Origin of the sequence: Ensifer sp. Root1252 (genome assembly GCF_001425885.1) — a bacterium.
GTDB classification, from domain to species: Bacteria; Pseudomonadota; Alphaproteobacteria; order Rhizobiales; family Rhizobiaceae; genus Ensifer; species Ensifer canadensis.
Genome location: NZ_LMDT01000013.1, coordinates 41,539 through 67,745 on the forward strand (window position 1 = coordinate 41,539; position 26,207 = coordinate 67,745).

The 26,207-nt window shown below is 62.5% G+C and carries 27 protein-coding genes; 13 read left to right on the forward strand and 14 right to left on the reverse strand.

Translation table 11 applies throughout. The annotated features are described in order from the left end of the window. The first annotated feature begins 24 nt into the window (after window positions 1-24). The 5 genes from cyoB (at window position 25) to ASD02_RS16930 (ending at window position 5,262) form a co-directional block, all read left to right on the forward strand. On the forward strand, window positions 25-2,028 hold the full coding sequence (cyoB, locus tag ASD02_RS16910; RefSeq protein ID WP_057213126.1) for a cytochrome o ubiquinol oxidase subunit I: 2,004 nt from the start codon (window positions 25-27) through the stop codon (window positions 2,026-2,028). A gap of 1 nt (window position 2,029) precedes the next feature. Continuing rightward, window positions 2,030-2,653 carry a cytochrome o ubiquinol oxidase subunit III gene (cyoC, locus tag ASD02_RS16915; RefSeq protein WP_025429525.1) on the forward strand — a complete coding sequence of 208 codons (624 nt, stop codon included), beginning with the start codon at window positions 2,030-2,032 and terminating at the stop codon, window positions 2,651-2,653. Further along, window positions 2,650-3,057 (forward strand): cytochrome o ubiquinol oxidase subunit IV, encoded by a 408-nt coding sequence (gene cyoD / locus ASD02_RS16920; RefSeq protein WP_057213128.1) that lies wholly within the window; start codon window positions 2,650-2,652, stop codon window positions 3,055-3,057. The genes cyoC and cyoD overlap by 4 nt, the downstream gene beginning before the upstream one ends. Before the next feature lie 15 nt (window positions 3,058-3,072). Then, complete coding sequence (locus tag ASD02_RS16925) at window positions 3,073-3,822, forward strand: SURF1 family protein (RefSeq protein ID WP_057213130.1); 750 nt, start codon at window positions 3,073-3,075, stop codon at window positions 3,820-3,822. Window positions 3,823-3,951: 129 nt separating this feature from the next. After that, a complete protein-coding gene (locus tag ASD02_RS16930) occupies window positions 3,952-5,262 on the forward strand; it encodes an MFS transporter (protein ID WP_057213132.1) in 1,311 nt (436 codons plus the stop codon). 47 nt (window positions 5,263-5,309) lie between these two features. Here the strand turns inward: ASD02_RS16930 and ASD02_RS16935 are convergent, their stop codons facing one another. Beyond that, window positions 5,310-5,597 (reverse strand): barstar family protein, encoded by a 288-nt coding sequence (locus ASD02_RS16935; RefSeq protein WP_057213134.1) that lies wholly within the window; start codon window positions 5,595-5,597, stop codon window positions 5,310-5,312. Window positions 5,598-5,833: 236 nt separating this feature from the next. Here ASD02_RS16935 and minC point away from each other — a divergent pair, with 236 nt between their 5' ends. The 4 genes from minC (at window position 5,834) to ASD02_RS16955 (ending at window position 8,944) form a co-directional block, all read left to right on the forward strand. Further along, window positions 5,834-6,577, forward strand: coding sequence for a septum site-determining protein MinC (minC, locus tag ASD02_RS16940; protein ID WP_057207625.1), 744 nt, complete (start codon window positions 5,834-5,836; stop codon window positions 6,575-6,577). Between the two features lie 31 nt (window positions 6,578-6,608). Then, window positions 6,609-7,424 carry a septum site-determining protein MinD gene (minD, locus tag ASD02_RS16945; RefSeq protein WP_025429519.1) on the forward strand — a complete coding sequence of 272 codons (816 nt, stop codon included), beginning with the start codon at window positions 6,609-6,611 and terminating at the stop codon, window positions 7,422-7,424. Then, on the forward strand, window positions 7,421-7,684 hold the full coding sequence (minE, locus tag ASD02_RS16950) for a cell division topological specificity factor MinE (protein ID WP_025429518.1): 264 nt from the start codon (window positions 7,421-7,423) through the stop codon (window positions 7,682-7,684). Before minD ends, minE begins: the two co-directional genes overlap by 4 nt. Before the next feature lie 159 nt (window positions 7,685-7,843). Beyond that, entirely contained in the window at window positions 7,844-8,944 is a 1,101-nt protein-coding gene (locus ASD02_RS16955; RefSeq protein ID WP_057220915.1) for an NAD(P)/FAD-dependent oxidoreductase, read from the forward strand. Window positions 8,945-8,957: 13 nt separating this feature from the next. Here the strand turns inward: ASD02_RS16955 and ASD02_RS16960 are convergent, their stop codons facing one another. Further along, window positions 8,958-10,427 carry a PLP-dependent aminotransferase family protein gene (locus ASD02_RS16960; protein ID WP_057220916.1) on the reverse strand — a complete coding sequence of 490 codons (1,470 nt, stop codon included), beginning with the start codon at window positions 10,425-10,427 and terminating at the stop codon, window positions 8,958-8,960. A 74-nt stretch (window positions 10,428-10,501) separates the two neighbouring features. Between ASD02_RS16960 and ASD02_RS16965 the strand changes: the two genes are divergently transcribed. Together ASD02_RS16965 and ASD02_RS16970 are read left to right on the forward strand one after the other, a co-directional pair. Then, window positions 10,502-11,140 (forward strand): FMN-binding negative transcriptional regulator, encoded by a 639-nt coding sequence (locus ASD02_RS16965; protein WP_057213140.1) that lies wholly within the window; start codon window positions 10,502-10,504, stop codon window positions 11,138-11,140. 9 nt (window positions 11,141-11,149) lie between these two features. Beyond that, window positions 11,150-11,713 (forward strand): GNAT family N-acetyltransferase, encoded by a 564-nt coding sequence (locus tag ASD02_RS16970; protein ID WP_063978397.1) that lies wholly within the window; start codon window positions 11,150-11,152, stop codon window positions 11,711-11,713. Window positions 11,714-12,000: 287 nt separating this feature from the next. On the opposite strand, the gene ASD02_RS16975 is transcribed toward ASD02_RS16970, so the two are convergent. Then, window positions 12,001-12,381 carry a YciI family protein gene (locus ASD02_RS16975; RefSeq protein ID WP_025429513.1) on the reverse strand — a complete coding sequence of 127 codons (381 nt, stop codon included), beginning with the start codon at window positions 12,379-12,381 and terminating at the stop codon, window positions 12,001-12,003. A gap of 257 nt (window positions 12,382-12,638) precedes the next feature. On the opposite strand from ASD02_RS16975, the gene ASD02_RS16980 reads away from it, so the two are divergent. After that, entirely contained in the window at window positions 12,639-12,818 is a 180-nt protein-coding gene (locus tag ASD02_RS16980) for a hypothetical protein (protein WP_210178850.1), read from the forward strand. Between the two features lie 228 nt (window positions 12,819-13,046). Here the strand turns inward: ASD02_RS16980 and ASD02_RS16985 are convergent, their stop codons facing one another. The 9 genes from ASD02_RS16985 to ASD02_RS17025 all read right to left on the reverse strand — a co-directional run bounded on the left by ASD02_RS16985 (window position 13,047) and on the right by ASD02_RS17025 (window position 23,171). Next, window positions 13,047-13,898: an alpha/beta hydrolase gene (locus ASD02_RS16985; protein ID WP_057213144.1), complete on the reverse strand. Its 852-nt coding sequence runs from the start codon at window positions 13,896-13,898 to the stop codon at window positions 13,047-13,049. A gap of 529 nt (window positions 13,899-14,427) precedes the next feature. Next, window positions 14,428-15,105, reverse strand: coding sequence for an RraA family protein (locus ASD02_RS16990; protein ID WP_057213146.1), 678 nt, complete (start codon window positions 15,103-15,105; stop codon window positions 14,428-14,430). 119 nt (window positions 15,106-15,224) lie between these two features. Next, entirely contained in the window at window positions 15,225-16,253 is a 1,029-nt protein-coding gene (locus tag ASD02_RS16995; protein ID WP_057220917.1) for a hydroxyacid dehydrogenase, read from the reverse strand. 41 nt (window positions 16,254-16,294) lie between these two features. Continuing rightward, window positions 16,295-17,143: a CoA ester lyase gene (locus ASD02_RS17000; RefSeq protein ID WP_063978398.1), complete on the reverse strand. Its 849-nt coding sequence runs from the start codon at window positions 17,141-17,143 to the stop codon at window positions 16,295-16,297. Further along, the gene (locus ASD02_RS17005) at window positions 17,140-18,354 is read right to left on the reverse strand and encodes a CoA transferase (RefSeq protein ID WP_025429507.1); all 1,215 of its coding nucleotides are present in this window, start codon (window positions 18,352-18,354) and stop codon (window positions 17,140-17,142) included. Before ASD02_RS17005 ends, ASD02_RS17000 begins: the two co-directional genes overlap by 4 nt. A 22-nt stretch (window positions 18,355-18,376) precedes the next feature. Then, a complete protein-coding gene (locus tag ASD02_RS17010; RefSeq protein ID WP_057213150.1) occupies window positions 18,377-19,456 on the reverse strand; it encodes an ABC transporter ATP-binding protein in 1,080 nt (359 codons plus the stop codon). Beyond that, window positions 19,449-21,167 carry an iron ABC transporter permease gene (locus ASD02_RS17015; RefSeq protein ID WP_057213152.1) on the reverse strand — a complete coding sequence of 573 codons (1,719 nt, stop codon included), beginning with the start codon at window positions 21,165-21,167 and terminating at the stop codon, window positions 19,449-19,451. The genes ASD02_RS17010 and ASD02_RS17015 overlap by 8 nt, the downstream gene beginning before the upstream one ends. A 127-nt stretch (window positions 21,168-21,294) precedes the next feature. Then, window positions 21,295-22,407 (reverse strand): extracellular solute-binding protein, encoded by a 1,113-nt coding sequence (locus ASD02_RS17020; protein WP_057207611.1) that lies wholly within the window; start codon window positions 22,405-22,407, stop codon window positions 21,295-21,297. Beyond that, window positions 22,407-23,171, reverse strand: coding sequence for an IclR family transcriptional regulator C-terminal domain-containing protein (locus tag ASD02_RS17025; protein ID WP_057207610.1), 765 nt, complete (start codon window positions 23,169-23,171; stop codon window positions 22,407-22,409). The genes ASD02_RS17020 and ASD02_RS17025 overlap by 1 nt, the downstream gene beginning before the upstream one ends. 354 nt (window positions 23,172-23,525) lie before the next feature. Between ASD02_RS17025 and ASD02_RS17030 the strand changes: the two genes are divergently transcribed. Continuing rightward, window positions 23,526-23,711, forward strand: a complete 186-nt coding sequence (locus ASD02_RS17030; protein WP_025429502.1) for a hypothetical protein — start codon at window positions 23,526-23,528, stop codon at window positions 23,709-23,711. Window positions 23,712-24,087: 376 nt separating this feature from the next. Here ASD02_RS17030 and ASD02_RS17035 read toward each other — a convergent pair whose 3' ends face one another. Further along, on the reverse strand, window positions 24,088-25,206 hold the full coding sequence (locus ASD02_RS17035) for a RuBisCO large subunit C-terminal-like domain-containing protein (protein WP_057213154.1): 1,119 nt from the start codon (window positions 25,204-25,206) through the stop codon (window positions 24,088-24,090). After that, a complete protein-coding gene (locus ASD02_RS17040; RefSeq protein ID WP_057207607.1) occupies window positions 25,206-26,207 on the reverse strand; it encodes a transketolase C-terminal domain-containing protein in 1,002 nt (333 codons plus the stop codon). Before ASD02_RS17040 ends, ASD02_RS17035 begins: the two co-directional genes overlap by 1 nt.

Genomic DNA, 26,207 nt, shown 5'->3' on the forward strand with positions numbered 1-26,207 from the left:
TTTCAAGAGAATTTGGATAGCCCTATGTTTGGTAACACCAACCTCACACAATTCATCTTCGGGCGGCTCACCTGGGAAGCGATCCCCTATCACGAGCCGATCCTGGTCGCGACGTTCATCGCTGTGGCGATCGGCGGCATCGCCGTCCTGGCGCTGATCACGAAATACAGGCTCTGGGGCTACCTCTGGACCGAGTGGTTTACCAGTGTCGATCACAAGAAGATCGGCGTCATGTACGTGATCCTGGCGCTCATCATGCTGCTGCGCGGCTTTGCCGACGCGATCATGATGCGCCTGCAGCAGGCGATCGCCTTCAACGGCAACGAGGGCTATCTCAATCCGCATCACTACGATCAGATCTTCACTGCCCACGGCGTGATCATGATCTTCTTCATGGCCATGCCCTTCGTCACCGGCCTGATGAACTATGTCGTGCCGCTGCAGATCGGCGCGCGCGACGTCTCCTTTCCGTTCCTCAACAATTTCTCGTTCTGGATGACGACGGCCGGTGCCGTGATCATCATGATGTCGCTGTTCGTCGGCGAATTCGCGCGCACCGGATGGCTTGCCTATCCGCCGCTGTCGGGCGCCGATTATAGTCCCGGCGTCGGCGTCGACTATTACATCTGGGGCCTGCAGGTCGCGGGTGTCGGAACGACACTATCGGGCATCAACCTGATCGCGACCATCGTCAAATTGCGTGCGCCGGGCATGACGCTGATGAAGATGCCCGTCTTCACCTGGACGTCGCTCTGCACCAACATCCTGATCGTCGCCACCTTCCCGATCCTGACCGCGACGCTGGCGCTGTTGTCGCTCGACCGCTACGCCGGCACCAACTTCTTCACCAATGACCTTGGTGGCAACCCGATGATGTATGTGAACCTCATCTGGATCTGGGGCCACCCGGAAGTCTACATCCTCATTCTGCCGGCCTTCGGCATCTTCTCGGAAGTCGTTGCCACCTTCTGTGGCAAGCGGCTCTTCGGTTACGCCTCCATGGTCTATGCGACCTGCGTGATCATGATCCTGTCCTATCTCGTCTGGCTGCACCACTTCTTCACCATGGGGTCCGGGGCATCGGTCAACGCCTTCTTCGGCATCACCACGATGATCATCTCGATCCCGACGGGGGCGAAGATGTTCAACTGGCTCTTCACCATGTATCGCGGCCGCATCCGCTACGAGGTGCCGATGCTGTGGACCGTCGGCTTCATGGTCACCTTCGTCATCGGCGGCATGACCGGGGTCATGCTGGCCATCCCGCCGGCAGACTTCGTGCTGCACAACTCGCTGTTCCTGATCGCGCACTTCCACAACGTCATCATCGGCGGCGTCGTGTTCGGCCTGATGGCCGGCCTCGTCTACTGGTGGCCGAAGGCCTTCGGCTACAAGCTCGATCCGTTCTGGGGCAGGATGAGCTTCTGGTTCTGGCAGATCGGCTTCTTCTTCGCCTTCATGCCGCTCTACGTGCTCGGCCTGATGGGCGTTACCCGCCGCGTGTCGCAGTTCGAGGATCCGTCGCTGCAGATCTGGTTCGTCATCGCCGCCTTCGGCGCCGTGCTGATCGCGCTCGGCATCGCCTCCTTCATCGTCCAGCTCGTCGTCAGCTACCTCCGGCGCGATCAGCTGCGCGACACGACGGGCGATCCGTGGAACGCCCGGACGCTGGAGTGGTCGACCTCCTCGCCGCCGCCGGATTACAACTTCGCCTTCACGCCCGTCGTGCACGATCACGACAGCTGGTACGACATGAAGACTCGCGGCTACGAGCGTCCGCTCGGCGGCTTCAAGCCGATCCATATGCCAAGGAATACCGGAACCGGCGTCATCCTCGCGGGTCTCAGCGTCGTCCTCGCCTTCGCGCTGATCTGGTACATATGGTGGCTGGCGATCGTCTCGTTCGTTGCCATGCTGGTCGTGTCAATCGGCCACACATTCAACTACAAGCGGGATTTCTACATCCCTTCCGAGACCGTCACCGCAACCGAGGACGCCCGGTCCGAACTTCTGGCGGAGCGCACCTGAGATGGCGAACAAGACCCAAGTCGAAGCAACCGAAGCGCCGCAGTTCTATCTGGAGGAAGAGCACCATCCGGAAGGCAGCACCATGCTGGGCTTCTGGATCTACCTGATGAGCGACTGCCTCATCTTCGCCGTCCTCTTCGCCACCCATGGCGTGCTCGGGCGGAACTATGCGGCCGGTCCGTCGCCGGCCGATCTGTTCGATCTGCCGCTTGTTGCCATCAACACGGCAATGCTGCTGTTCTCCTCGATCACCTATGGTTTTGCCATGCTCCAGATGGAGCGCAACGCCAAGATGGAGACGATCTTCTGGCTTGGCGTGACCGCCGTGTTCGGCCTGGCGTTCCTCGGGCTGGAACTCTACGAGTTCTATCACCTGATCCTTGAGGGGGCAGGCCCGACACGCAGCGCGTTCCTGTCGTCGTTCTTCACGCTCGTCGGCACCCACGGCCTGCACGTCACCTTCGGCATCATCTGGATCGTGACGATGATGGTGCAGGTCAAGATGCATGGTCTAATCCCCGAGAACCGTCGCCGCCTGATGTGCCTGTCGATGTTCTGGCACTTCCTCGACGTCATCTGGATTGGCGTCTTCTCCTTCGTCTATCTGATCGGAGCCATCGGATGAGCTCACAGCCAAACAGCCTCACCCATGAAGATGCCGGCCAGGCCCATCACGGCCACAGCCACGGCCACCAAGCCGGCCACGGCTCGTTCAGAAGCTACATGATCGGCTTCGCGCTTTCCGTCGTCCTGACCGCCATTCCCTTCTGGTTGGTCATAGGCGGCGTGTTCGATAGCAAGCTGACGACGGCCGTCTTCGTCATGGGCCTCGGGGCCATCCAGATCGTCGTGCACATGACCTTTTTCCTGCACATGAACCCGCGTTCGGAAGGCGGCTGGACGATGATGGCGCTGATCTTCACGCTCATTATCGTCGGCATCGCGCTCGCCGGCTCGCTGTGGGTCATGCACCATCTGAACGTCAACATGATGCCGATGACGCACGAAATGATGAAGAACATGCCATGACGGCCCGTTGACGGCATGGCGATGAATGGGGGAGCGGCGAAGATCGAAGTGGGGGCAGAGCCTGTCCGCGCTCGCACCATTTTCACCGTCGCCCTGTCGGTGCTGATGGTGGCTTTCTTCGCCCTCGGCTCCTGGCAGGTGCAGAGGCTCTTCTGGAAGCTCGAGCTGATTGCCCGCGTCGATGCCCGGGTTCACGCCGAACCTGTTCCGGCTCCGCCCCCGGCCGAATGGCCCGGTATCAGCGCGGAAAAGGACGAATACCGTCGCGTGACCACGACCGGCGTCTTCGAGCACGAGAAGGAAGTGCTGGTCCAGGCGGTCACCGAGCGTGGCGCCGGCTTCTGGGTGATGACGCCGATCGTCCAGGACGACCGGTCGACCATCCTGATCAACCGTGGCTTTGTTCCGCTCGATCGGCGCGATGCTGCCGCCCGCTCCCAGAGCCGGACTTCCGGTGTTGTCGAGGTTATCGGCCTCTTGCGAATGCCGGAACCGGGTGGCGGCTTCCTGCGTTCCAACGACCCGACAGCCGATCGCTGGTATTCGCGTGACGTCGTTGCGATCGCCAGGGCCGAGGACCTGGCGAATATCGCACCTTATTTCATCGATGCCGACGCCACGCCCAATGCGGGTGGTCTCCCTGTCGGCGGGCTGACGGTAGTCAGCTTCCGCAACAGTCATCTCGTTTATGCGGTAACCTGGTATGTGCTGGCACTGCTGAGTGCGGCGGGCATCGTTGTCGTTTATCGCTCGCGGGCGGGCTGAAGGCTTGGCGATTGTGCGTCGGCGCGGATAGGTTTCACGAAAGACGGACATCTCTCGGGTGCGATACCGCAGATGCATCCTCGCCCGAACAGCCGCGCCACCGATTAACGATAAGCACAAAGGCCTCCCATGCAGTCAGTCAGCATCGAACAGGGCATCGAGGCCGCCGGCGTCGGGCTGTTCCAGCGTCGCCTCTTCGTCATCTTCGGCCTTGTCTGGGCGGCAGATGCTATGCAGGTGCTGGCAATCGGTTTCAGCGCGCCGTCAATTGCTGCGACGTTCGGCGTCACCATCCCGCAGGCTCTGCAGTCGGGCACGTTCTTCTTTCTCGGCATGCTCGTCGGTGCCTTTGTTTTCGGGCGGCTCGCCGATCGCATCGGCAGGCGACCGGTGCTGTTCATCGCGATCATCATCGACGCAATTTTCGGCATCGCGTCGGCCTTTGCACCCGACCTTACCTGGCTATTCGTGGCCCGTTTCCTCACCGGGCTTGGGGTTGGCGGCACGCTGCCGGTCGATTACGCCATGATGGCTGAATTTCTGCCGGCCAACCGACGGGGGCGCTGGCTGGTGCTGTTGGAGGGGTTCTGGGCCATTGGGACCGTTGCACTGGCAATCCTGGCGCTTGTGGCTGGCAGTCATGGCAGCGAGGCTTGGCGGACCATCTTTTTCATCACAGGCATTCCGGCGTTGATCGGTGTCGTCCTGCGCTTCTACGTCCCGGAATCGCCCTTTTACCTGAACCGGCAGGGACATTCGACCGAGGCCCGCAGCGTGTTGCAGCGCATCGCCGGGGCGAACGGACGGGATGTGACGATCCCGCCGATCGTCCCTCAGGCTGCCGAGCGCAAATCGATCACAGCACTTCTCTCGCCTGCGCTTCGCCGCCGGACGATCTTTCTGATGTTGGCGTGGCTGCTCATTTCCATATCCTACTACGGCATCTTCGTTTACTTGCCGGTCAAGCTTGCCGGCGAGGGCTTCGGTTTCATACGCGGCGAGGTTTTTCTCGTCGTTCTGGCGATCGCCCAGCTGCCCGGTTACGCGTTGGCTGCCTATGGCGTGGAACGCTGGGGGCGGAAGGCAACATTGATCGGCTTTCTCCTCCTCAGCGCGGCCGGCTCCCTGGCCTATGCTCTTGGGCAGAGCACGGAGCTTGTCGTTGCGGCCACGCTGTTGATGAATTTTGCCCTTTTGGGCACGTGGGGTGCGATCTATGCGTTGACGCCGGAAATCTATCCGACGAGCCTGCGCGCAAGCGGCATGGGCACGGCCGGCGCAATCGCCCGTGTCGGCGGGTTGCTTGCGCCGTCGATGGTTGCCCCGATCATGGCGACCAGTTTCACGACCGCGCTCGGCGTCATTTCGGGCCTGTTACTGCTTGCGGCGCTGAGCGTGTCGCTGATCGATGCCGAACCCCGCAACAAGGGTCTCGCGTGAGAGGTGAGATGCAGCACTGTTCCAGTGCTCGCCTTTGATGATTTCGACTACTTGAACTCAATCACGACGACGGTCGCGGCCCGCGCGATATTCTGCAAGGCATCCAACAGGGATACGCCACTACCGGTCTTGATGTGGCTGAGCGTTGCTGCATTTTTGAACGTCAGTTTGCATCGCCCGGGATAGCCCGGCCCGCCGCCCTCGACCGCGTCCCAGAACGCGTCGAGGTTGCAGCCAAAGTCTCGACCAGCCGCAGGATTCGTCACGGCAAGGTAGCGGCGCCAGAGATCCGCATCGGTCGCAATCCCCTGACAATCGATGACAAAGTGCTTCATTCATGCTGCTTTCGAGAAGCCGCCGTCGGCACCAATAGGGCACCGGCGTGCCCGGTTCAATCGGCCGTGGTGCACCCGATGGCAGATCATTCGCGATGGAGCGTACAAGGGATTGCTTGCCGAAGTTGTGTCGAGGCAAGCCGTTCGAAAAGCCCGCCTGCGAGAAGCGGCAGCCGCCTGTTAACCAATTGTTAACCATCCGTCGCCTAGATCACGGCAACGAAAAATTAACGAAGATGATCAAAGTGCTAACAGACGCTCGTTCGATCCGTATCAAGGGCCGCTCGTTCCTGAGCCTCGCGCTGTCGCCCGAGCTTCCACTCGATTCGTGGCTGACGCGGCTCGACGATCTGGCCGCTCGCTCGGCGGGTTTTTTTCTCGGCCGACCGGTAGTGCTTGATATCGTCGACCTCGAAATCGACCGGCCGCAGCTGAAGGGCCTGCTCGAAGAACTCGCCAGCAGGAACGTCCGCGTCCTGGGCATCGAGGGCGGACGTCCCTCGCTGTTCGAGCCGGGCATGCCACCCTCAATGAGAGGCGGGCGGCCGGCGCCGGAATTCGAGGCGGCAGCGGGCGAGTTGATCGCCGGTGAGCCGAAGGCACCTGAGGCTGTCTCCGTCATCGGCCAGGAAACGCCGGCGGCCAGAGCGAGCGCGTCGATCATCGTCAGGGAGCCGGTTCGTTCCGGACAATCGGTGATCTTTCCGGAAGGCGATGTCACCGTGATCGGGTCGGTCGCATCCGGCGCCGAAATCATCGCCGGCGGTTCGATCCATATTTACGGAGCGCTCCGGGGGCGGGCGCTGGCGGGTTCCGTAGGTAACACCTCGGCGCGGATCTTCTGCCGCCGGCTGGAGGCAGAACTGCTGGCCATCGACGGTGTCTACAAGACCGCCGACGACATGGCGTCCGAGCTTCGTGGACAATCGGTGCAGCTTTGGCTCGAAGACGACTCGATCATGGCAGAGAGACTTAACTGAGCCGGTGCCGGCCAGGAAACAGGAGCGGAAGATGGCGAAAGTAGTTGTTGTTACATCGGGCAAAGGCGGCGTCGGCAAGACGACGTCGACCGCTGCTCTCGGCGCAGCGCTCGCGCAGCGCAACGAGAAGACCGTCGTCGTGGATTTCGATGTCGGCCTGCGCAATCTCGACCTCGTCATGGGTGCCGAGCGCCGTGTCGTCTATGACATGGTCAACGTCATTCAGGGTGACGCCAAGCTGCCGCAGGCGCTGATCCGCGACAAGCGCCTGGAGACGCTCTTCCTGCTGCCGGCATCGCAGACCCGTGACAAGGACAGCCTGACGCCGGAAGGCGTGGAACGTGTCATTAACGACCTGAAGAAGCATTTCGACTGGATCATCTGCGACAGCCCTGCCGGGATCGAGCGCGGTGCAACGCTTGCCATGCGCCATGCCGACATGGCCGTGATCGTGACCAATCCGGAAGTTTCCTCGGTGCGCGACTCCGACCGGATCATCGGCCTGCTCGACGCCAAGACAGAGAAGGCCGAGCGGGGAGAACGGGTCGAGAAGCACCTGCTCCTGACCCGCTATGACGCCCTGCGCGCCGAACGTGGCGACATGCTGAAGGTCGACGATGTCCTGGAGATCCTGTCGATTCCGCTGCTCGGCATCGTTCCCGAGAGCATGGACGTGCTCAGGGCATCCAACATCGGCGCCCCGGTGACGCTCGCCGACAGCAAGTCTGCGCCGGCGCTTGCCTATCTCGACGCCGCTCGCCGGCTTGCAGGCGAAACCGTGCCGATGACCATCCCGGGTGAAAAACGCGGTCTGTTTGGCAAGATCTTCGGACGGAGGGCAGCATGAGCATTTTCAGTTTCTTCAAAAAGCAGAGCTCGGCCCCGACGGCGCGTGAGCGCCTGCAGGTCCTGCTGGCACATGAGCGCGCCTCCGTCGGCCAATCGGATCTCGTTGCGCTGCTGCGGGAAGAGATTCTTGCGGTCATCTCCAAGCACGTTCAGATCGACGACGACAAGGTCACAGTCAAGATGGACCGCGGCGAACACGTGACGACGCTGGAAGTCGACATCGAGATCCCGCTCGCAGCCGGTGCACGGGCAGCCTGAAAGCGGGTCCGCAGCATATGACGTCAGGCAGCAGGGGATATCGATGGTTCAGATCATCCGTTCCTGTGCTGCCTGACGTATCCCGTCATGCTGTGCTACTGCATCGTCTTGCAGCGCCCTTGGCGTCCCATTTGACGCGCGACGCTGTTGAGGTCCGCTATGTCCCATGAGCAAGTGGAATGCATTGTCGCGGGAGCCGGCGTCATCGGGTTGGCCGTCGCTCGCGCGCTTGCTCAAGCCGGCCGTGAGGTGATCATCGTCGAAGCGGCCGATCGTATCGGCAGCGTAACGTCGTCGCGCAACAGCGAAGTGATCCACGCCGGGATCTACTATCCGGCGGGCAGCCTGATGGCGCGCTTGTGCGTCGAAGGCCGGGCCCTGCTCTATGCCTATTGCCGCGAACGCGGCATCCCCCATCGGCAATGCGGAAAGCTGATCGTGGCGACCTCGGCCTTGGAGCTCGAGCAGCTCCCCGATATCGCGGTGCGCGCGGCGCAAAATGGCGTGCCGGATCTCCGGCAAATCTCGGCCGCGGATGCGCGCGTCCTCGAACCGGCGCTTGCCACCACCGGCGCGCTGCTGTCGCCGGTAACCGGCATCATCGACAGCCACGCGTACATGATGTCGCTGCTTGGCGATGCCGAGAATGCCGGCGCGGTCTTGGCGCTCAACAGCCCCGTCGAGCGAGGCAAGGTGACCGATGGCGGTATCGTCATCGACGTCGGCGGCGCCGAACCCATGAGCCTTGCCTGCCGGCTGTTCGTCAACGCCGCGGGCCTCGGCGCACCGATGCTGGCGCGCCAGCTTGAGGGCATGCCTCTCGGGCTCGTGCCGAAAGAGTACTATGCCAAGGGCGACTATTTCTCCCATGTCGGCAGGGCGCCGTTCTCACGGTTAATCTATCCCGTGCCGGTCAAGGGTGGACTCGGCATCCATCTAACCATCGATATGGCCGGCCAGGCCCGTTTCGGCCCCGATATCGAGTGGGTCGATACATTGAGCTATGACGTCGATCCGGCGAAGGCCGCATCATTCTACGCCGGTGTTCGCCGCTATTTTCCTGGCCTGAAGGACGGCGCGCTCGTGCCGGCCTATTCCGGTATCCGGCCAAAGATCGTGCCGCCGGAGGTGGCAAGCCAGGACTTCGTCGTGCAAGGACCAAGCGTGCACGGCGTGCCCGGACTGATCAATCTGTTCGGCATCGAGTCGCCCGGCCTCACCGCATCCCTAGCGCTGGCGAAGCTGGTGGCAGAAATCTAGGCCTGTGGGCAACTCAACCGTCGTTTGGGCCGCAGGACAGCTCGCCTAATCCGTAAACGACGGATGCCAGCTTTTCCGTTCCCCGGCGCAATTCGTCCGGTGTCAGCGAGGCATAGCCGAGCACCATGCCGGCCCGGTCCGGTTTGCGTTCGAGATAGAGCGGCGACACGGGGTAGATGCCAATCCCGGCAGCCCCCGCGGTTTCGATCAGCCGCGTCTCATGCTGTGCGCTGATCTCACGGAACCAGACGACGACATGCAGCCCGGCCGATGTGCCGACGATCTCTAACTGTTCGCCAAAGCATGATGTCAGTGCCGAGATCAGGGCGGCGCGACGCTCGGCATTGGACCGGCGCATCCTACGGACATGCCGTTCGTATGAGCCTGCTTCCAGTAGGATTGCGAGCGCCTCCTGCTCAAGGCTCGGGCTATGCCGGTCGGCGATCTGCTTGCATCGCGTGAAGACCTCGATCAACGGCCGGGGAACCACGAGATAGCCCAGCCTGAGGGCCGGCGAGAGCGTCTTCGAGACTGTGCCGACATAAATGACCCGGTCACGATCCGCTTGAAACAGCGGCGGTATCGGCTTCACGTCATAGCGGTACTCGCCGTCGTAGTCGTCCTCGATGATATAGGCTCCGACCGCATAGGCCCATTGCAGCAACGCGTCCCGCCGGCTCTGCGGCAGGACGCCACCGAGCGGAAACTGGTGGCTCGGCGTCACGTAGGCGAGCGCTGATTTTCCACGGGACGGCAGGTGCTCCACGACAAGGCCGGCACGGTCGCAGGGAGCGGCAACGATTTCAGCGCCGGCGGCGACCATGACGTTGCGCGCCATGGCATAACACGGTTCCTCAACAATGACGCGATCGACGAGAACGCGGGCGCAGAGATCCAGCGCCTGTTGCGAGCCGGAAACGACGACGATCTGATCGGCGTCGCAGCGGATGCCGCGCACACGCCAGAGATAGCCCTGAAGTTGTTGTTTCAGGGCGGCGGAGCCGGCCGGATGCTCGTAGGAAAGGCTATCACGGCGGCGCAGCAGCGCCGCATTCATCGCCCGCCGCCACAGCAGCGTCGGAAAGTCGGCGGCGGCAATATCGCCATAGCGAAAATCGAACTCCAGTGCCGGCCGCCTCTCAGCATAGTGGATCGGAAGCTCCATCAGCCGGGCAGCATAGTCCGACATCGGCCATTCCAGGCGATGCTCAGCCTGTCGGCTGTGTCGCGTTCCTGGCCCGGCCATATCCGAGACGATCGACGCCGAGCCCTGGTGGCTGATCACGTAGCCCTCGGAGACGAGCTGGTCGAAAGCGGCCGTGACCGTCGTGCGCGACACGCCCAGTTCCTCGGCGAGCGCACGGCTCGATGGCAGCCTGTCACCGGGCGCATAGACGCCAGCACCAATCTGCTCTTGCAGCTCAAGGTAAATGCGGCGGGCAGCGCCCGTGCGTTGTGATCTCCCACCGCTCAACTGGCCCAATGAAAATCTCCGAAACTGGACGTTTATTTTGTGCCAGTTAACGCCGATGCTGCGCGAAGTTCAAGGAGAGTTCCATGTACACGCCGCCAGCTTTTGTGGTCGACGACACCAGCGAAATACACGCGATGATGCGGGCATGCCGCATCGCCAATTTTATCACCGCGACGGCGCAAGGTCCCTTGGCGACACCGCTGCCGATGTTGCTCGACGCTGAGGAGGGAGAAATGGGTACGCTTTATGCCCACCTCGCCCGCCCCAATCCGCAGTGGCAAACGCCCATGATTGGCGATGGCCTCGCTGTCTTCATGGGTCCCGACGCCTACATCACCCCGGCCTGGTATGCAGCGAAGGCCGAGCATGGAAAGGTGGTTCCGACATGGAACTACACTGCTGTTCAAGCAAAGGGCCCGGTCGAGTTCTTCGATGATCCGGCCCGGCTGCTCGATGTCGTCAAGCGGCTCACTGATCTCCACGAGGCGGCGGCCGCAAAGCCGTGGGCCGTCAGCGATGCGCCTGCGGCTTATATCGCAGCGCAATTGCGCGGCATCGTCGGTATTCGAATGCCGATCACGCATCTGACAGGCAAACGCAAGCTGAGCCAGAACCGTCCAGAGCCGGACAGGATGGGCGTCAGGAACGGCCTTTCGGAAAGTCATCGCGATTTCGACCGCGCAATTGCGGACATGATCCCCGTTCCATCATCATCATCATGAGACAAGAGCATGTTCAAGTCTGATTTCGATCCACAACCGGCATTGAGCGGCGAGGCCATCTTCCTCAGGCCGCTGCGGCCGGAAGACCTCGAGGGCCTTTACTCCGCAGCAAGCCATCCCGACGTCTGGGCAGGGCATCCAGCAACGGATCGCTACAAGCGGGAGAAGTTCGAGCCCTACTTCGCGTTGTTGCTTGCAAGCGAAACGACGCTCGTGGCGATCGATCGGCAAAACGACAAGATCATCGGATGCTCCCGCTACTACGTCGCTCCTGACATGCCGGACAGCATTTCGATCGGTTTTACTTTCCTCAACAAAGCCTATTGGGGCGGCGGCACCAACTTCGACCTGAAGCGGCTGATGCTCGGCCATGCCTTCGGTACCTATCCGGAAGTCTGGTTCCATATCGCGCCGACAAACATTCGTTCGCAAAAGGCGACTGCCAAGCTCAGTGCGGCACATGTCTATGACGCGATATTGGACCTCTCGGGCACGCCGTCGCCGTGGATGTGCTTCCGGCTGCGGCAGGACGATTGGAACCGTGTCGTCGCCGGCAGGGCTGAGGTCGCTTGATCCGCTTCGTTGCCGCGGTCAGGCTTTTCCCGGCGTCGAAAGTCAGTGCAAACAAGCGCAAACCCCGAGGATTTCCACTCGTAGAAGGTTTTTCTGACGCTGGCCGGAAGGGCGTCTCGTCTGGAGGCGATCGGCGAGGTGACCTCTGCGATGGCAACCGTCGCATCGCTGTTTGATCGTGCGCAGCTGGCACTTCATAGCCTCGAGCAGGTCGCAACGGCTGACGCAAGAAGAACGGACTAACCATATCGGAGAGCTCCGTTTTCATTGTAAGTCAATACTTACGGTTATTCTTCCTTGAAACCCAATGACGCGCCGGGAAGGTAAAGCGAAATCGGCCGGATTTCGTAGGTGGCCGTCGGGTTGGCGCGACGCAGATCACGGGCTGCCGCAACGGCTGCCTCAAGCGTTGGAAAATCCACGACGTAGAGACCGAGCAATTGTTCCTTGGTTTCGGCAAAGGGGCCGTCGATGACAATGCCCTCGCCTTTGCCTCGCAGCGTCACTGCATGCTGGGTGGGGCCAAGCCGTGCCGCGGGGCCTAAGGATTTTTCCCGCACGAGGCGGTCATTGACCTGGAGCAGGTCGGTCATCAGGGCCGCGTCCTCCTCCTCGGTCCAGGATTCGACCACTCCCTCTTCGTGATAGGCGAGGATGGCGTAATACATCAAAACATCTCCCTTGCGCGTTTTCGGTTTTCGCTCAGCCAAACAACCATCGGGACGTATTTGGGTGAGCGCCGCCGCGAATATATGGCCGGATCGGCGCGCAGACTATGGGCATGCACGTTTCAATTGAAGGAACGGTTCGAGGCGAAAGCGCTCACGCTTCAATAAACTGTCGCACAGGAGGGGTATCGGAGACCGCGAAGCAATCTTGACGTCCGCGCCCGCCCATGACGGCGCCGACGTTTGATGGGTATGACATGCGCACGTCTCGAATACTGGCCGGATTGATCGAACGACACGACGAGCTGGAGCTCAAGCTCGATTTTCTCGAGTGCACCAGCACCGCTCTCAGCGATGATGGCACTCTTGCCGAGTTGCGACACACGCTCAAGGAAATCAGGCGAGATATTACCCGCAACAGAACCCGTTGTCGCTGACGTTCATCAGCGCGGACCTTGATGTTGGCGCAGGCGCCTCGCTGTCTCATCGCCAAACGGCGAGAGCACGCAGCACACGTTGTCGGCGCTGCGCACTTTCGACGGATATTGTGCAGGCGGGATACTGCCTTCACCGAGAGCGCATCTGGTTTCGACGAGGTAGCAGAAACGCTCTATCTCTTTGTTTTTGCACATTTCCAGGAAAACCGCCTCGCACTTTTCCTGGCTTTAGTCCGTGTGTCTGACAATGGCCGGGATGATGATACCCCAATCGGCCCTGTGAAGTTCATGCCCGCCGCCGGCGATCGGAAGATATTCGGAGCCGGCCACAACTTCGGCAATGGCCATCCCATGCTCGACCGAGAAGATCGGGTCGGTGGTGCCATGGATTACCAGCAGCGGCGCTTCGAGCGATTTGAGCTTGCCTTTGACAGTGTCGCCGCCCTGAAGCATGAAGTGGTTCGTGGCGGAGAGTAGGCCGCCCGAGCGATCATGATCCCGCTCGATGAAGGCACGGATCCGGTTCGCGTCATGGGGGTGGGCTGTGCTCGCGACCATGCGGGCGTCCTTCGTCATGAAATCGATCACTTGTGTCCGATCCGACCAGTCAACGCTTTCGGCCGCAGCGACGTGTTCCATATAGTCAGCGCTTATCGGTGGAAGCTCAAGCTCGAGTCCCATTGGCGTAGTGCTGACAAGCGTCAGCGACGACACCCGTTCCGGAGCGGACAACGCCAGGATCTGAGCGATCATGCCGCCGAGCGACATGCTGACGAGGTGAGCCGATGCAATGCCATAGGCGTCGAGCACGGCAACTGCATCACCGGCCATGTCCTCCATCGAATAGGGAGGATTGCCGGGGGCATATTTGGTGGAAAGCCCCGTATCGCGGTTGTCGTAGCGGATGACATAGCGCCCGCTTGCCGCCAGCTTGCGGCAGAATTCGTCGGGCCACCACATCATCGAGGCCATCGCACCCATGATCAAAAGCACCGGCGGCGCTAAGGGATCGCCAAAGGTCCCCGTGGCGATGGTGACGCCGTTGCCGCCTACGACATTCTTGGACGTTTCCTCGGCCATGGGCCCTGCTCCTCGCTGTTGCACCAGTGGCGGCCAGGGCTGCTGCCACGAGCAGGAACTGGCGTCGGCGATGTAGGTATCTACAGCGCCGCGCGGCATATTAGACGCGCAAAGGTCGCTGTAGCACTTTGAATTGCTGCATGCTTTCATCCTTAAATCGAATGGGATTTAAGGAAACAGCGTGCTTTTCATCGTCGGCTCCCTCGCGACATCTAACGTCGGCATGGGCAGACACTACGGCTCCCGACCTTCGCGCTCGAGAGAGGAACTGGCCAAAATAGGGGCATTCGTGCCAGAGCGCTGTAAGTCGCGCAGCTTTTGTTAGGTCGCGTCTAGACCGGCGGGTCCACGAGGCTCTGATGGCGGAAGGCACGGGCGTCGCAGACGCCGCGTAACGGGGCGCTTGGCCGACAACCGGCTGGCGGCCACGTCGATCACTGCGTTGTTGAAACGGTCGGGCAGTTATCGTCGTAAAACGACCGGGTGGGGAACCCGGTCGTGTTTGGTCCGCGCCTTTTGATCGAGCAGGCTAGTCGACCAGGGCGCAGCCCAGCCGCTCGAGTTCCCGGTCCACCCAGGACCTGTCCATCGTTCCAGAAAGCGTCGCCGCCATCTGCTTGGCCTCGGCATCCTGTTTGGCCCGGGTTGCCTTGAGGACCGCTTCGGCATCCGCCTTCGGCACGCAGACGATACCATCGATGTCGCCGAGCATCAGGTCCCCCGGATTGATGACCATTCCGGCGATGGAAATCTGGAAGCCGATCTCGCCCGGTCCCGTACGATAAGGGCCGCGATGGGTGACGCCAAGCGCATAGAGCGGCAAGGGCTGGGCGCGGATGGCTTCGGCGTCGCGGATCGCGCCGTTGAGGACGAAGCCGGCGACGCCCCGCTTGACCGCATGCGCCAGCATCAGTTCACCCATCAGCGCATTGGTCGTGTCGCCGCCGGCATCGACGACGATCACGTCGCCCGGTGCCGCCATGTCGATCGCCTTGTGCAGCATCAGGTTGTCGCCCGGGCAGGTCTTGACCGTCAGCGCCGGGCCGGCGAGCATGCCGCCGCTATGCATCGGGCGTAGCCGATCACCGCCGGCGACAAGCCGCGACATGCTGTCGGACACGTTGGCGACGGGCAGGACGCGGAAGGCCTCGACATAGGAAGCGTCGATACGCTTCATGCTGTTCTTTACTCTGAAACCGATGGGCATGTGGTCTTCCTTCTGGAACTCTCGAGCGTTTCCGGTTTAGGCGGGTCGTAGAAACACTCTATCTCGTTGTTTTCATGCATTTCCCGGCGGAAATCCGCCTCGCGTTTCCCGGGAAAGCTTCAGGCGGTCGCCTTGCGCAGGCCGAGGCTCTGCGGAGCCGCAAGGCTGAAGGCATCAGGCGCTTGGCCGTTGAGGACGCTGATGATGTGGCGCGCGGCAATTTCGGCCATCGCTTTCGATGAGCCGTGGGTGACGCCACCGATGTGGGGCGTCGCCAGCACCAGCGGCGAGGCCCAGAGCGGGTTGTCGGCAGCCGGCGGTTCGGCTGCGAAGCTGTCGAGCGCGGCACCCGCTATACGCCTGTCGCGCAGGGCGACGGCGAGCGCCGCCTCGTCGATGATGCCGCCGCGGGCGGTGTTGACGATGAAGGACGTCGGCTTCATCAGCGCCAGGCGACGGGCATCGATCAGGTGGCGAGTCTCCGCCGTCAAAGGGCAATGCAGGCTGACGATGTCGGCGCGGGCGACAAGCTCGTCGACGTCGTCGATGGCGGTTATGTTCCCCTGAGCGAGTGTCGCTGCGGCATGCGGATCGTAGACGATAACGTCCATGCCGAGTGCGTGCGCCATGGCCGCTGTCTCGCGGCCGATCGAGCCATAGCCGATGAGGCCCATGAGGGTGCCGGCGATGTCGCGCCCCATGAAGGTCGGTTTCGGCCATTGGCCGCCTTTGACCGCCGCGGTCAGCGGTGCGATCTCCTTGATCAGCGCCAGCGAAAGCGCGATCGTGTGTTCGGCGACTGCGCGCGCGTTCGAGCCCATCGAGCGCAACACGGGTATGCCGCGATCGGCGGCGGCCTGGATATCGACATTGTCGACGCCGACGCCATGTTTGACGATGACCTTCAGCTTCGGCGACGCGGCAATGACAGCCTTGTTGATCTGGCCCTGCCGCACCATGATCGCGTCGACGCCGAGATCGGCGGCGCGTGCGGCGACGACTTCCGAGGCGTCATAGGGTGGAGAAAAGAAGACATCGCAGTCATGGGCGTTGAGCAGCGCGACGGCGCTCTCGGCAATCCTGTTGTGGGTTACAAGGACGCGCCATTTGCGGCTTGTATGGTTCTCGGCAGCTGGAAAGTCGGACACTCTGTTCTCCAGGATAGATGCGGGGTCGCCGGGCGGTTGGATCAGCCCGCGGTGCGCGCCAGCAATCCGCGGGCGCGCGTGACGATCGGCAGGTCGACGAATTTGCCCTCGAAGGTGAAGGCACCGATCCCGGCCTGCGCGGCGGCATCAGCAGCGGCAATCAGGCGGCGGGCGCGGTCGAGCTCTTCCGCGGAAGGCGAGAAGCCGTCATTCAGCAGCGAGATCACGCTCGGGTGAATGCAGGTGGCGCCGTCGAAACCGAAGTCCTTGGCTTCCCTTATGGCTGCAGCCAATCCCTCCTTGTCGGCATAGTCGGCCGTGCTGCGCAGCAGCCCGAAGGAGAGGACGCCAGCGGCCTTCGCGGCGTAGTGGATCATCAGCTTCGGTATGCGCAAAACCTCAGGCGTCGGCTGGGCGCCCATGGATGTCGCAAGGTCCTCGCCACCAGCCGACAAGGCGAAGACCCGCGGGCCTGTGGCGATCGACGTGGCGTTGAGCAATCCCGCGGGATCTTCGATCAGCGGCGCAAACCGCATCGGCGGCCGGTTCGCGGCCGATTCCAGCGGCTCCAGGTGCCGATCGAGTTGATGCAGGACTTGAGGCGAAGACACCTTGGGAATGTAGAGCGCCAGTGCGCCGGCCTCGCAGGCCGCACTGGCGTCGGCCAGCATCGTCGTTTCGTCATGGGTGTTGATCCGCACGATCACCGCAGCGCCGCGCTGGCCAACCATCGGCACGGTTCGAGCAAGAGCGACCCTTGCCGCGTCCTTCTCGTTGGCGGCGACCGCGTCCTCGAGGTCGATGATAATGGCATCGGCGCCGCGTTCGTGGGCCTTTTCCAGAAAGCGGGGCGAACTGCCGGGAACATAAAGTAGCGAGCGCAGCATCATTCGGTTCTTCCCCCCATGATCAGGTCGATTTCGTCGGTCGACAGGCCGACTTCGTTGAGGACGTCGCGGGTGTTTTCGCCAAGCGCCGGTGCCGGGTTGCGCCAGACGCCGGGGGTCGCCGACATCCGCGGCAGGATGTTGTGCATGGGCAGCGACCCGTGCTCACGATCCTCCACTTCGGTAAAAACCTCGCGCTCGATGAAATGCGCGTCGCTGAAGGCATCGGCGATGTTGTAGACCGGCCCGACCGTTGCACCGGCCCGGCGCATGACGTCGAGTGCGTCGTCGCGCTCCCTCGTCGCAAACCAGGCACTGACGGCCTCGTCGACCAGCGGCCGGTTGCGGACCCGGTCGGTATTGGTGGCAAAGCGCGGATCGGTGATCATTTCGGGACGGCCGATGATCTCGAAGATACGTTTGGCAACCGCCTGGGTGGAGCCGGACAGCGCGACGTATTTGCCGTCGGCGCATCGATAGACGTTGCGTGGCGATGTCGTGTTGGAGCCACTGCCGACCCGTTCCTTGATCTTGCCGGTCGTCTTGTAGATCGCGGCCTCCGGTCCGAGCACCGAGAACATCGGCTCCAGCAGCGACAGGTCGATGACCTGCCCGCGCGCCGTGCCGCGCTGGCGCGCCAGCAGCGCCATGCTGACAGCCGAAGATCCGTAGATGCCGGCGATCATGTCGGCGAGTGCCAACGGCGGCAGTACCGGTTCCCGATCGGGAAAGCCGGTGCGGGCGGCAAATCCGCTCATCGCTTCCACCAGCGTGCCGAACCCCGGCAGGGTGGCGTAAGGACCGGTCTGACCGAAACCGGAAATGCGCACGACGATCAGGTCGGGATTGCGGGCAAGCAGCGTCTCCGGCGCCATGCCCATCTCCTCGAGCGTGCCCGGGCGGAAGTTCTCGATGAACACATCCGCCGTGTCGAGCAGCTTGAGCATGGCACCCATCGCAGCCGGTTCGCGAAGGTTGAGCATGACCGAGCGCTTGTTGCGGCCATAGGTCTTCCAATAGAGCGAGCTTCCGCCGTCGCGCCAGTCGCGCAAGGGGTCGCCGACCGGCGGCTCCACCTTGATGACGTCGGCACCGAAATCGCCGAGCTGCAGCGACAGCATGTTGCCCGCGACCAGCCGCGACAGATCGACGACGCGAATGCCGTCAAGCGGGCCTTTGGCGGCGGCGTCGAAGCTTTTGGGTTCCTTGGTCATGAGGTGCTCCGCGTTTAAGGGCTCAGGCCTGCGGCCGGGATTGCGCGGCAAACAGCGTCGAGGCTTCCGGCGGCACATAGACGAAGACATGCTTGTCGGCGACCTCGCGCGCGGTCTGGACGCGGAAGGTGCTGCCGGCGCCTGTCAGCTCGTACTGATAGACGGAGCCGAGATAGGAGCCGCCCTGAACGGTTGCCTGTACGACGTTTTCACCGGCGCTGCCGACGATCTGCAGCCGCTCCGGACGCACGGCAATCACGACTTTTTCGTCAGCACCGTTCCGGCCGGTGTTCGCCTTGATCATCGTTCCGTCTTCGAGGCGAACATTGGCGATGCCGGCGGCGCGATCGACCACGGTACCTGTCAGGAAGTTCGAGGAGCCGATGAAGTCGGCGACGAAGGCATCGGCCGGCGTCTCGTAGATTTCCTTCGGGGTGCCGAGTTGGCGGATACGCCCCGTGTCCATCACCGCGATGCGGTCGGAAACCGCAAGCGCTTCCGCCTGATCGTGGGTCACGTAGACGGTCGTGACGCCGAGACGTTCCTGAAGCTCGCGCAACCAGACACGGGCGCGCTCGCGCAGCTTCGCATCGAGGTTGGACAGCGGTTCGTCAAGCAAAAGCAGGCCCGGTCGATAGACGAGTGCGCGCGCGAGCGCCACGCGCTGCTGCTGGCCGCCGGAAAGCTCGAAGGGGTAACGCTCGGCGAATTTGGCCATCTCGACCAGTTCAAGCGCTTCCTTTATGCGCTTGAACTGGTCGGCGCGGCCGATCTTGCGCAGTTTCAGCGGGAAGGCGAGGTTTTCCGCCACCGACATATGCGGCCAAAGCGCGTAGCTTTGAAAGACGAGCCCGATGTTGCGCTGTTCCGGCGGCACCACCGTTTTGGTCTTGCCGTCGAAGAGCACGCGATTGCCCATGCGGATTGCGCCCGATGTCGCGTGGTTCAGTCCGGAAATTGCAAAAAGCGTCGTCGACTTGCCGCAGCCGGAGGGGCCGAGCAGCGTCAGGAACTCGCCCTTCGGAATGGTCAGCGAGACTTCGCTGACGGCCTTGTAGGAGCCGTAGTTGATGGAGAGGTTGTCGAGGATGAGATCAGCCATAGATCTTGGCTCCCAGCAGACGGCGCGCCATGAAGACGAACAAGGCCGTGATGATGACTTGGATGGTGGCAAGGGCGGAGACGGGTCCGTTGTCGCCCTGGGCATAGAGCTGCAGCATGGTCGAGCCGATGATTTCGGAGCCCGGCTGATAGAGGAAGACCGCCGTCACATACTCCTTGAAGAAGTGGATGAAGAGCAGCGCGAAGCTGGAAAACAGCGCCGGCTTCAACAGCGGCAGGACGATGCGCGTCACCGTCGTCCACCAGTCGGCGCCGGAAATGCGCGAGGCGCGGTCAAGCTCCTCACCGATCTGCGACAGCGCCGGTGCGATCGCACCGAAGCCGATCGGAATGTAGCGCACGACAAAGGCGGCGATCAGGATCCAGATCGTGCCGCGGATCATGTCGAGGCCCGGGACCCAGACCACGGCATAGAAGAAGCCGAGGCCGGCGATGATGCCGGGCAGCGAGCGCGGGAACAGCGCGACATATTCCAGCGCGCGGCGGAAGCGGAATTCGGAACGCTTGGCGACAAGCGCGATGAGCACGACGCAGGCGGTGCCGATGATGCCGCCGAGGAAGGAGATGACGACGGAATTGAGGATCGCCCTGACATATCCTGGCTGATTGAAGATCAGCTCGAAGTTGGCAAGGGTCAGTAGCTTCCAGAACGGGACCAGCGGCGTCAGGAAGCTGACGCTGGCGCGCATGAAGATGCCCGCAAAGACGGCGACGATGGTGAAGAGCACATAGGCCGCGACGGCGGCGAATGCGACCCAGCGCCAGTGTCCGAGGTCGACGAGCGAGGGGCGGGAGGCCTTGCCGCGCACGGTGACGAAGCGACCGCTGTCCTTCATCAACTGGCCCTGGAGCCAGACGAGCAGACCGACGATCACAAGCAACATGACCGCGCCGGCGCCGACGATGCCGTAGTCGGATTGCACCGCGGCGTTGATGCCCTGGTCATAGAGGAAGGTCGTGACGGTATGAATGCCGCTCGGGCCGCCGAAAACCAACGGGATTGCCAGCATCTCGATGCCGATGACGAAGTTCAGAACAGCGGAATAGACCATGGCCGGCCGCATCATCGGTACGGTGATGCTGATTAGCGCTCGCATCGGGCTGGCGCCGGCCGAGCGGGCAGCATCTTCCAGCTGGGCATCGGCCTTGGTGACGGCGCCGATGCACATGAGATAGGCGAGCGGCGCCTGGCTCAAGCCCGCAACGATGCTCATGCCGGTCAGGCTGTAGAGGTTCCACGGGCTGAGTCCGGTGCTCGCCTTGAAGGCGAGGGTGATATAGCCCGACGGTCCGTACATGGTGAACCAGCCGAAGGCCATGACGAGGTTGCTGACGAAAAGCGGCCAGATCAGGATCTCGCCGATCCATTTGCGTCCAGGCAGATTGGTGCGGCCGACGATGACGGCCATAACCGAGCCGAACAGCTGGGCAACGACCATCGTGACGACGGCGAAGAACAGCGTGTTGAGCACGATCTTGCCCATGCCCGCCTCGGTGAACAGGCGAACGAAGTTGCCGGCGGTGACGACGGCGTCGGGCTTGTAGAGCGGCCGGTCGAGAAAGGCCTGGAGAATAATGGGCGCAATCGGCCCGATCACCAGGATCGTGGTCAAGATGCTTACGGCCCAGAAGGTGATGGTCGACCGGTCACGCGTGGCGCTCGGTGCCGACCCTGCTGTGAGCTCGGTCATGGCAATAGTCCTCGAAAGCCGTCCGCGAACGCGAAAGACGGTCGTCAGGCTTCGTAGAGTTGAAAATGAGGGCAGAGGAACCGCCGGCCGACCGTATCGCGGCCGACGGTTGCTGAGTCGAGGCCCGTTAGTTGCCGGCCATCGCGGCGGTCCACTTGGTGGCAAAGCCCGCAGCGTCATCGATGATCGCCTTGTCGAAGCCGACGGCGATCAGGTTTTCCATGCCTACCTTGGCAGCGATCGCCTGATAGGTGTAGCGAACCTCGGCTTCTTCGACGTCCTCGCGATAAGGCGTCAGTCCGCCCTTGCCGACCTGCGTCTGGCCCTTCTGGCTGAGCAGATAGTCGACGAACAGTTTTGCCGAGTTCGGGTTGGCCGCCTCGCTCGGGATGCCGAGGCCGCGAAGCATGACCGGCGTTCCGTCATCGGGGAAGGCAAAGCCGAGGATCTCGCCGCCGGGCTGCTCCAGGCGGGGGAAGATGGTGATGCCGGAGACGGCGATGCCGACGAGATATTCGCCGGTGGCGATCTTCTCGTTCATCGGGCCGCCTGAGACTTCACCGCGGATCATCGGGCCGATTTCGCGCAAGCCCTTCCAGCCGTCGTCGCCCTTGACCTGCAGCGTCTTCCACCAGGCAGCAAGCCCAAAGGAGTTGCGGGCGGCGTCATAGGTGGTGATCTTGCCGTCGAACGTCGCCTTGTCGGCGGCTGCCGCCTTGACGAGCGAGGCGAAACCGGTCGGGCGCTGGCCCTCCGGCAGCAGCGCGGCATTGTAGGTGATGACGAGCGGGTCCGCCGACATCACGTAGATGCCGGGATAGGGATTGGCGAAGCCCGGCAGGCGTTCGGTTTCCGGGCTGGCATAATCGAGCATGCGGCTCTCGCTGCCATAACGTGCCCAGCGGTCGTTTGCGCCGGAGACCAGGATGTCGGCGGTGCGCGCACCGCTGCCAGCTTCCGCTTCCCAACGGGTGTGCACGGTGCCGGAGCCGAGGTCGAGCGTCTCGATCTTGATCCAGGGATAGAGTTCGTTGAAGCCCTTGATGACAGGCTGCCAGTTGTTGTCGGCCATGTTGGAGTAGACGACGAGGCCAGCTTCCTTGCGCGAGGCTTCGACGATCTGGCCGTAATCGGCCGGATAGTACTCAGGCAGCTTCGGCTCCTGGGCAAAGGCGCTGGTCGAGACCATCGCCGATGCGGCCAGCAGCCAACCGGCGAGCTCTCTCTTCAAATAGGACATCAATTCCTCCCGTGGGTTTTCCCATTTTTGAAAATGCGTCGCGAGAGCTCCTCACTTGCGCGACGCGCGGCTTCGACCGTCGCCTCGGTGACGCGATCGAGATTGTTGGCGATCCGCTCGCGTGGACCGGAAATATTGACGACGGCTACGATGCGGCCATCAGGATCGCGAATGGGCGCCGCGACGCCGGCGGCACCCTCGACCCGGCCGTAGAGGTTGGCGACATAGCCTTCTCGGCGGCCGGCGCTCACGCGCTCGGCGATGGCATGCGGATCGTCTTCGGTCGGGACGGATCGGCCGAGATAGGTTTCGAGCTCCTGGTCCGTCAGGCCGGACAGTAGCATCAGTCCGCTTGCGACGTAGTGGGCGACACGCTGTGTGGCGATATCGCGGTCATAGCGGATCTCGCGAATGGGCAGGATCTTGTTGAGATAGCGGACCTGCCGGTCGTCCGTCAGCACGGCGATGAAGCCGGTCTCCTCGATCGCCGCCACCGTTTCGCGAAGGATCGGCTCAGCCACCCGCAGGATCGTGCCCCAGCCGCTGTTTGCCTCCGACGGCTCACCCGGGAGCCGGATCAACAGGTAGCGTCCGTCGGTCTGGCGGGTGACGTACCGGGCTTCAACTAGGGTGCGCAGCAGAAGCAGCGTGCTGCTCTTCGGCAGGGCAAGGGCCTGGACGACCTCGGCGAGCGAGACGGCTTCGCTGCGCGACGCCAGCCACTCGATCAGGTCCAAAATTCTTTCCGCGCCCCGGCCGCTCATCGCGATTTTTTCCTTGTTCAATATGTTGAACATGTGCTATATAGTGAACTTACCGAGCGTGGCCGCCCTTGTCAAGGTGCGGCCAGTGCTTTCGTTTCCTGTGCCCCTTGCCGTTCGCCAAAGAGTGCCAGCAGGCAAAGGATAAGTGCCGGTTCCTCGACACGATTGGGGAGTTGGGAGGTTCCGGTTCATCCGGTCGAACCCGAAACGTCATTTCAGACCGCAACAAATCTTGAATCGTCTGATCAAACGCTCGCCTCCATTGGCGGGCACGCTCCCGTCGTGTCCGGTCTCAGATCGCGCCTCGTCAAGGTGCATGAACGACCTGGGCAGTGTTCGACTGAGGAGTGAACTATGCGTAAGCCAAAGCTTAATTCCACGGCCCATCCCGTAATCGAGCCCGGCTACAAGCCGGTGGCGCTGCCGGCGGTGCGTGCCGCTCACCTGATGCTGAAAAGCAGGAACGATGCCGACGTGCGTCACGCCCAGAGGAAGGCGACCATGCGCATCGTCAACCAGTTCGATCGCGACACCGACTGACGAACAGGCGCCCGCTTCGCACGGACGTTTCCCGAAGGCGGGATGCGCATCGTCGCAGGAGCGGTAAGTTATCCGGCGATATCTGAGCGTGGGGGCCGACGGCCGTCGAGCGACGGCAGTCGCTCAGTTCGCGGATACGGGCGAAACCACCTGCCAGTTTCCAAACAGCGTCAAGCCAGCGGCCTTGGCAAGAGCCACGGAGGATCATTGTCGAGCTGGCATCTGCGGGGGGATGGACACCCGGAAAGCGCTTTGCGCCGCGTAGGGCGGGCCGTCCTTGCCGCGTCTTTGCTGCGACGGCGATCAAACCTGCCGGGCGCACCATCGCGCCCGGCAGAGCCTTGGGAGGCTATCTCGTAGCTGAACCGTCGTACGCTTAGCGTGCAACCGCTTCGACGATCCGGCGGCTGGCCGAAACGATGTCCGTGTCCTGAAGCAGCGCGCCGCCGATCAGATACATTACGTCGTTTCCGTAGGCCTCGCGCATCTCCGGCACACGGCTAAGATTCATGCCGCCACCTGGCGCCGGCACGATCGCCTTCGGGCCGCCCATGTCGTCGGCGCAGGCCTTGGCGATCGACTGGCACTCCTCGCGGGTAAAGCCGAAACGGCCGCCGAAATTCGGATAGATCGCCGCATCGGCACCCATCAGCCGCTGCAAGGCGCCGTAGAAGCACCGATGGGAAAAGCCGGTATCCGGCGAGACGACGTTGGCGCCCGAAAATGCGGGGTGTGAAACGATCGGCAACGTGAAATCCGGGTCGGACGCCAGCGTGTGAATGACGTGATAGCCGGCCAGCGCCGGGGATATCATGACCGCGCCGGCGCCGGCCTCTTCCGCCATCTTCGCCCGCTCGAACAGCTCTTTTGACGACGCTGTAATGTTCGGCACGAAACTGGCTCGCCCGCCGCCCTTCGCATTGGCTTCGCCGACGGCGTCGACGCAAGCTGCCAAGCGTGCGGCAAATGGTGACGTCCTTTGATCGACCAATCCGTGGTCGTCCTTGACGAAATGCATGCCGCCGAGCGCGAAGTCGTGCGCGCGGCGCGCCAGTTCGGACGTAGACAATCCGACCGGCTTGATGGCCGACATCAACAGCGGTTGCGCGCCGATGCCGGCTTTTTGCCGCAGCCCGGCAATGCCATGTCGCGGACCATGGCAGAGAGCAAGGATGCCCTTGGACAGGCCGATGCCCTCGACCTTCAATCCCGGTTTGATCGAACTGTTGCCGAAGACGATGTTGAGGAATTGTAGGAAGTCGCCGCCGACATCGTCCTCGCTATAGGAAATGGTGGCGAGGTAGCCGGGGCGCCCGACCGGGTCCTGCGCGAGGGCTTCGAGCTTGCCGAGGATTTCATCCTCGACATAACCTTTGGGCACGACATCGCGCGGGATTTCGACCGTCTGTTCCAGGGCGATATCCAGCGCCCGTGCGCGCGCCTCGGCTTCATCTGCGGCCCTGACGTAATAGCTGACGGTAAACCGGGGCGCCATCAGAGCGCCTCCGCCTTCTGTGCCGAATGCACGTGGTCGAGACGAACCTCGGTCAGTTCGTCCTCGCCGATTTCGAGCGATCTGCCGGTAAGCTCCTCGATTGCCGACACCAGCGCGCCGGCATCAAGGCCGTACTTCTTCATCAGGTAAGGCTTCGAGGCGCCATGGGCAAAAGTGTCCTTCAGACCGAGGCGCTTCAGACGGACGCCAAGCCCCTCTTCGGCGAGGATCTCGGCCACCAACGATCCGAGCCCGCCGACGATGGTGTGGTTCTCGAGCGTGACGATGCCCTTCTTGCCGCGCGCAGCCTTGATCAACCCGTCGCGGTCGAACGGCTTGAGCGTCGAGGCGTGCAGGTGATGCAGCCCGATCCCGCGGGCTTCGATCGGCCGTGTCGCCCGCAGGGCCTCTTCGGTGCAGACGCCCGAGCTGACGACGAGGATGTCGTCGCCTTCCGAGAGCGTGCGCAGTTTGTTGAAGGCGAACGGCGTAGAAAAAAGCCGTGGAACTTCGCCGCGAAGGACGCGGACATAGACCGGGCCGTCGATCGCATCGGCAACCTCGAGCACGGTCTCGACCTCGGTCGCGTCGCCGGTCTCGAAGATCGTCATGTTCGGCACGGCGCGCATGACGGCGATGTCTTCGATGGCCTGGTGGGTGATACCGCCCGGCGTGGTGATGCCCGGCAGGAAGCCCATCAGCCGGACCTTGCGATTGGAATAGGCGATCGAATTGATCAACTGATCGTACGGGCGGCGGTAGAGAAAGACCGAGAAGGTGTGGATGAACGGCCGATAACCCTGCATGGCAAGCCCGCCGGCGAAGGAGAGCATGTTCTGCTCAGCCATCCCCAGCGACAGGAACTGCTCCGGATGCCGATCACGGAAACCGTCGACCTCGCAGGAAGAGGTGAGGTCAGCCGAAAGGCAAAGCACTTCCGGGCGCGCTGTCGCGAAAGCCTCGAATGCTCTCGCATAAGGGCGGTTGACGATTTCGACCAT

Coding starts and splice junctions, on each gene's coding strand:
- ASD02_RS16965 (WP_057213140.1), top strand. CDS start 10,502: ATGTACACGCCGCCAGCTTTTGTGGTCGACGACACCAGCGAAATACAC.
- ASD02_RS17010 (WP_057213150.1), bottom strand. CDS start 19,456: ATGGCTGATCTCATCCTCGACAACCTCTCCATCAACTACGGCTCCTAC.
- ASD02_RS16980 (WP_210178850.1), top strand. CDS start 12,639: ATGCGCACGTCTCGAATACTGGCCGGATTGATCGAACGACACGACGAG.
- ASD02_RS16970 (WP_063978397.1), top strand. CDS start 11,150: ATGTTCAAGTCTGATTTCGATCCACAACCGGCATTGAGCGGCGAGGCC.
- minE (WP_025429518.1), top strand. CDS start 7,421: ATGAGCATTTTCAGTTTCTTCAAAAAGCAGAGCTCGGCCCCGACGGCG.
- ASD02_RS17035 (WP_057213154.1), bottom strand. CDS start 25,206: ATGGCGCCCCGGTTTACCGTCAGCTATTACGTCAGGGCCGCAGATGAA.
- ASD02_RS16990 (WP_057213146.1), bottom strand. CDS start 15,105: ATGCCCATCGGTTTCAGAGTAAAGAACAGCATGAAGCGTATCGACGCT.
- ASD02_RS17040 (WP_057207607.1), bottom strand. CDS start 26,207: ATGGTCGAAATCGTCAACCGCCCTTATGCGAGAGCATTCGAGGCTTTC.
- ASD02_RS17005 (WP_025429507.1), bottom strand. CDS start 18,354: ATGACCAAGGAACCCAAAAGCTTCGACGCCGCCGCCAAAGGCCCGCTT.
- ASD02_RS17030 (WP_025429502.1), top strand. CDS start 23,526: ATGCGTAAGCCAAAGCTTAATTCCACGGCCCATCCCGTAATCGAGCCC.
- ASD02_RS16955 (WP_057220915.1), top strand. CDS start 7,844: ATGTCCCATGAGCAAGTGGAATGCATTGTCGCGGGAGCCGGCGTCATC.
- ASD02_RS16935 (WP_057213134.1), bottom strand. CDS start 5,597: ATGAAGCACTTTGTCATCGATTGTCAGGGGATTGCGACCGATGCGGAT.
- ASD02_RS17015 (WP_057213152.1), bottom strand. CDS start 21,167: ATGACCGAGCTCACAGCAGGGTCGGCACCGAGCGCCACGCGTGACCGG.
- ASD02_RS16985 (WP_057213144.1), bottom strand. CDS start 13,898: ATGGCCGAGGAAACGTCCAAGAATGTCGTAGGCGGCAACGGCGTCACC.
- cyoB (WP_057213126.1), top strand. CDS start 25: ATGTTTGGTAACACCAACCTCACACAATTCATCTTCGGGCGGCTCACC.
- minD (WP_025429519.1), top strand. CDS start 6,609: ATGGCGAAAGTAGTTGTTGTTACATCGGGCAAAGGCGGCGTCGGCAAG.
- minC (WP_057207625.1), top strand. CDS start 5,834: ATGATCAAAGTGCTAACAGACGCTCGTTCGATCCGTATCAAGGGCCGC.
- ASD02_RS16925 (WP_057213130.1), top strand. CDS start 3,073: ATGGCGATGAATGGGGGAGCGGCGAAGATCGAAGTGGGGGCAGAGCCT.
- ASD02_RS16975 (WP_025429513.1), bottom strand. CDS start 12,381: ATGTATTACGCCATCCTCGCCTATCACGAAGAGGGAGTGGTCGAATCC.
- ASD02_RS16930 (WP_057213132.1), top strand. CDS start 3,952: ATGCAGTCAGTCAGCATCGAACAGGGCATCGAGGCCGCCGGCGTCGGG.
- ASD02_RS17020 (WP_057207611.1), bottom strand. CDS start 22,407: ATGTCCTATTTGAAGAGAGAGCTCGCCGGTTGGCTGCTGGCCGCATCG.
- ASD02_RS17025 (WP_057207610.1), bottom strand. CDS start 23,171: ATGAGCGGCCGGGGCGCGGAAAGAATTTTGGACCTGATCGAGTGGCTG.
- cyoD (WP_057213128.1), top strand. CDS start 2,650: ATGAGCTCACAGCCAAACAGCCTCACCCATGAAGATGCCGGCCAGGCC.
- ASD02_RS17000 (WP_063978398.1), bottom strand. CDS start 17,143: ATGATGCTGCGCTCGCTACTTTATGTTCCCGGCAGTTCGCCCCGCTTT.
- cyoC (WP_025429525.1), top strand. CDS start 2,030: ATGGCGAACAAGACCCAAGTCGAAGCAACCGAAGCGCCGCAGTTCTAT.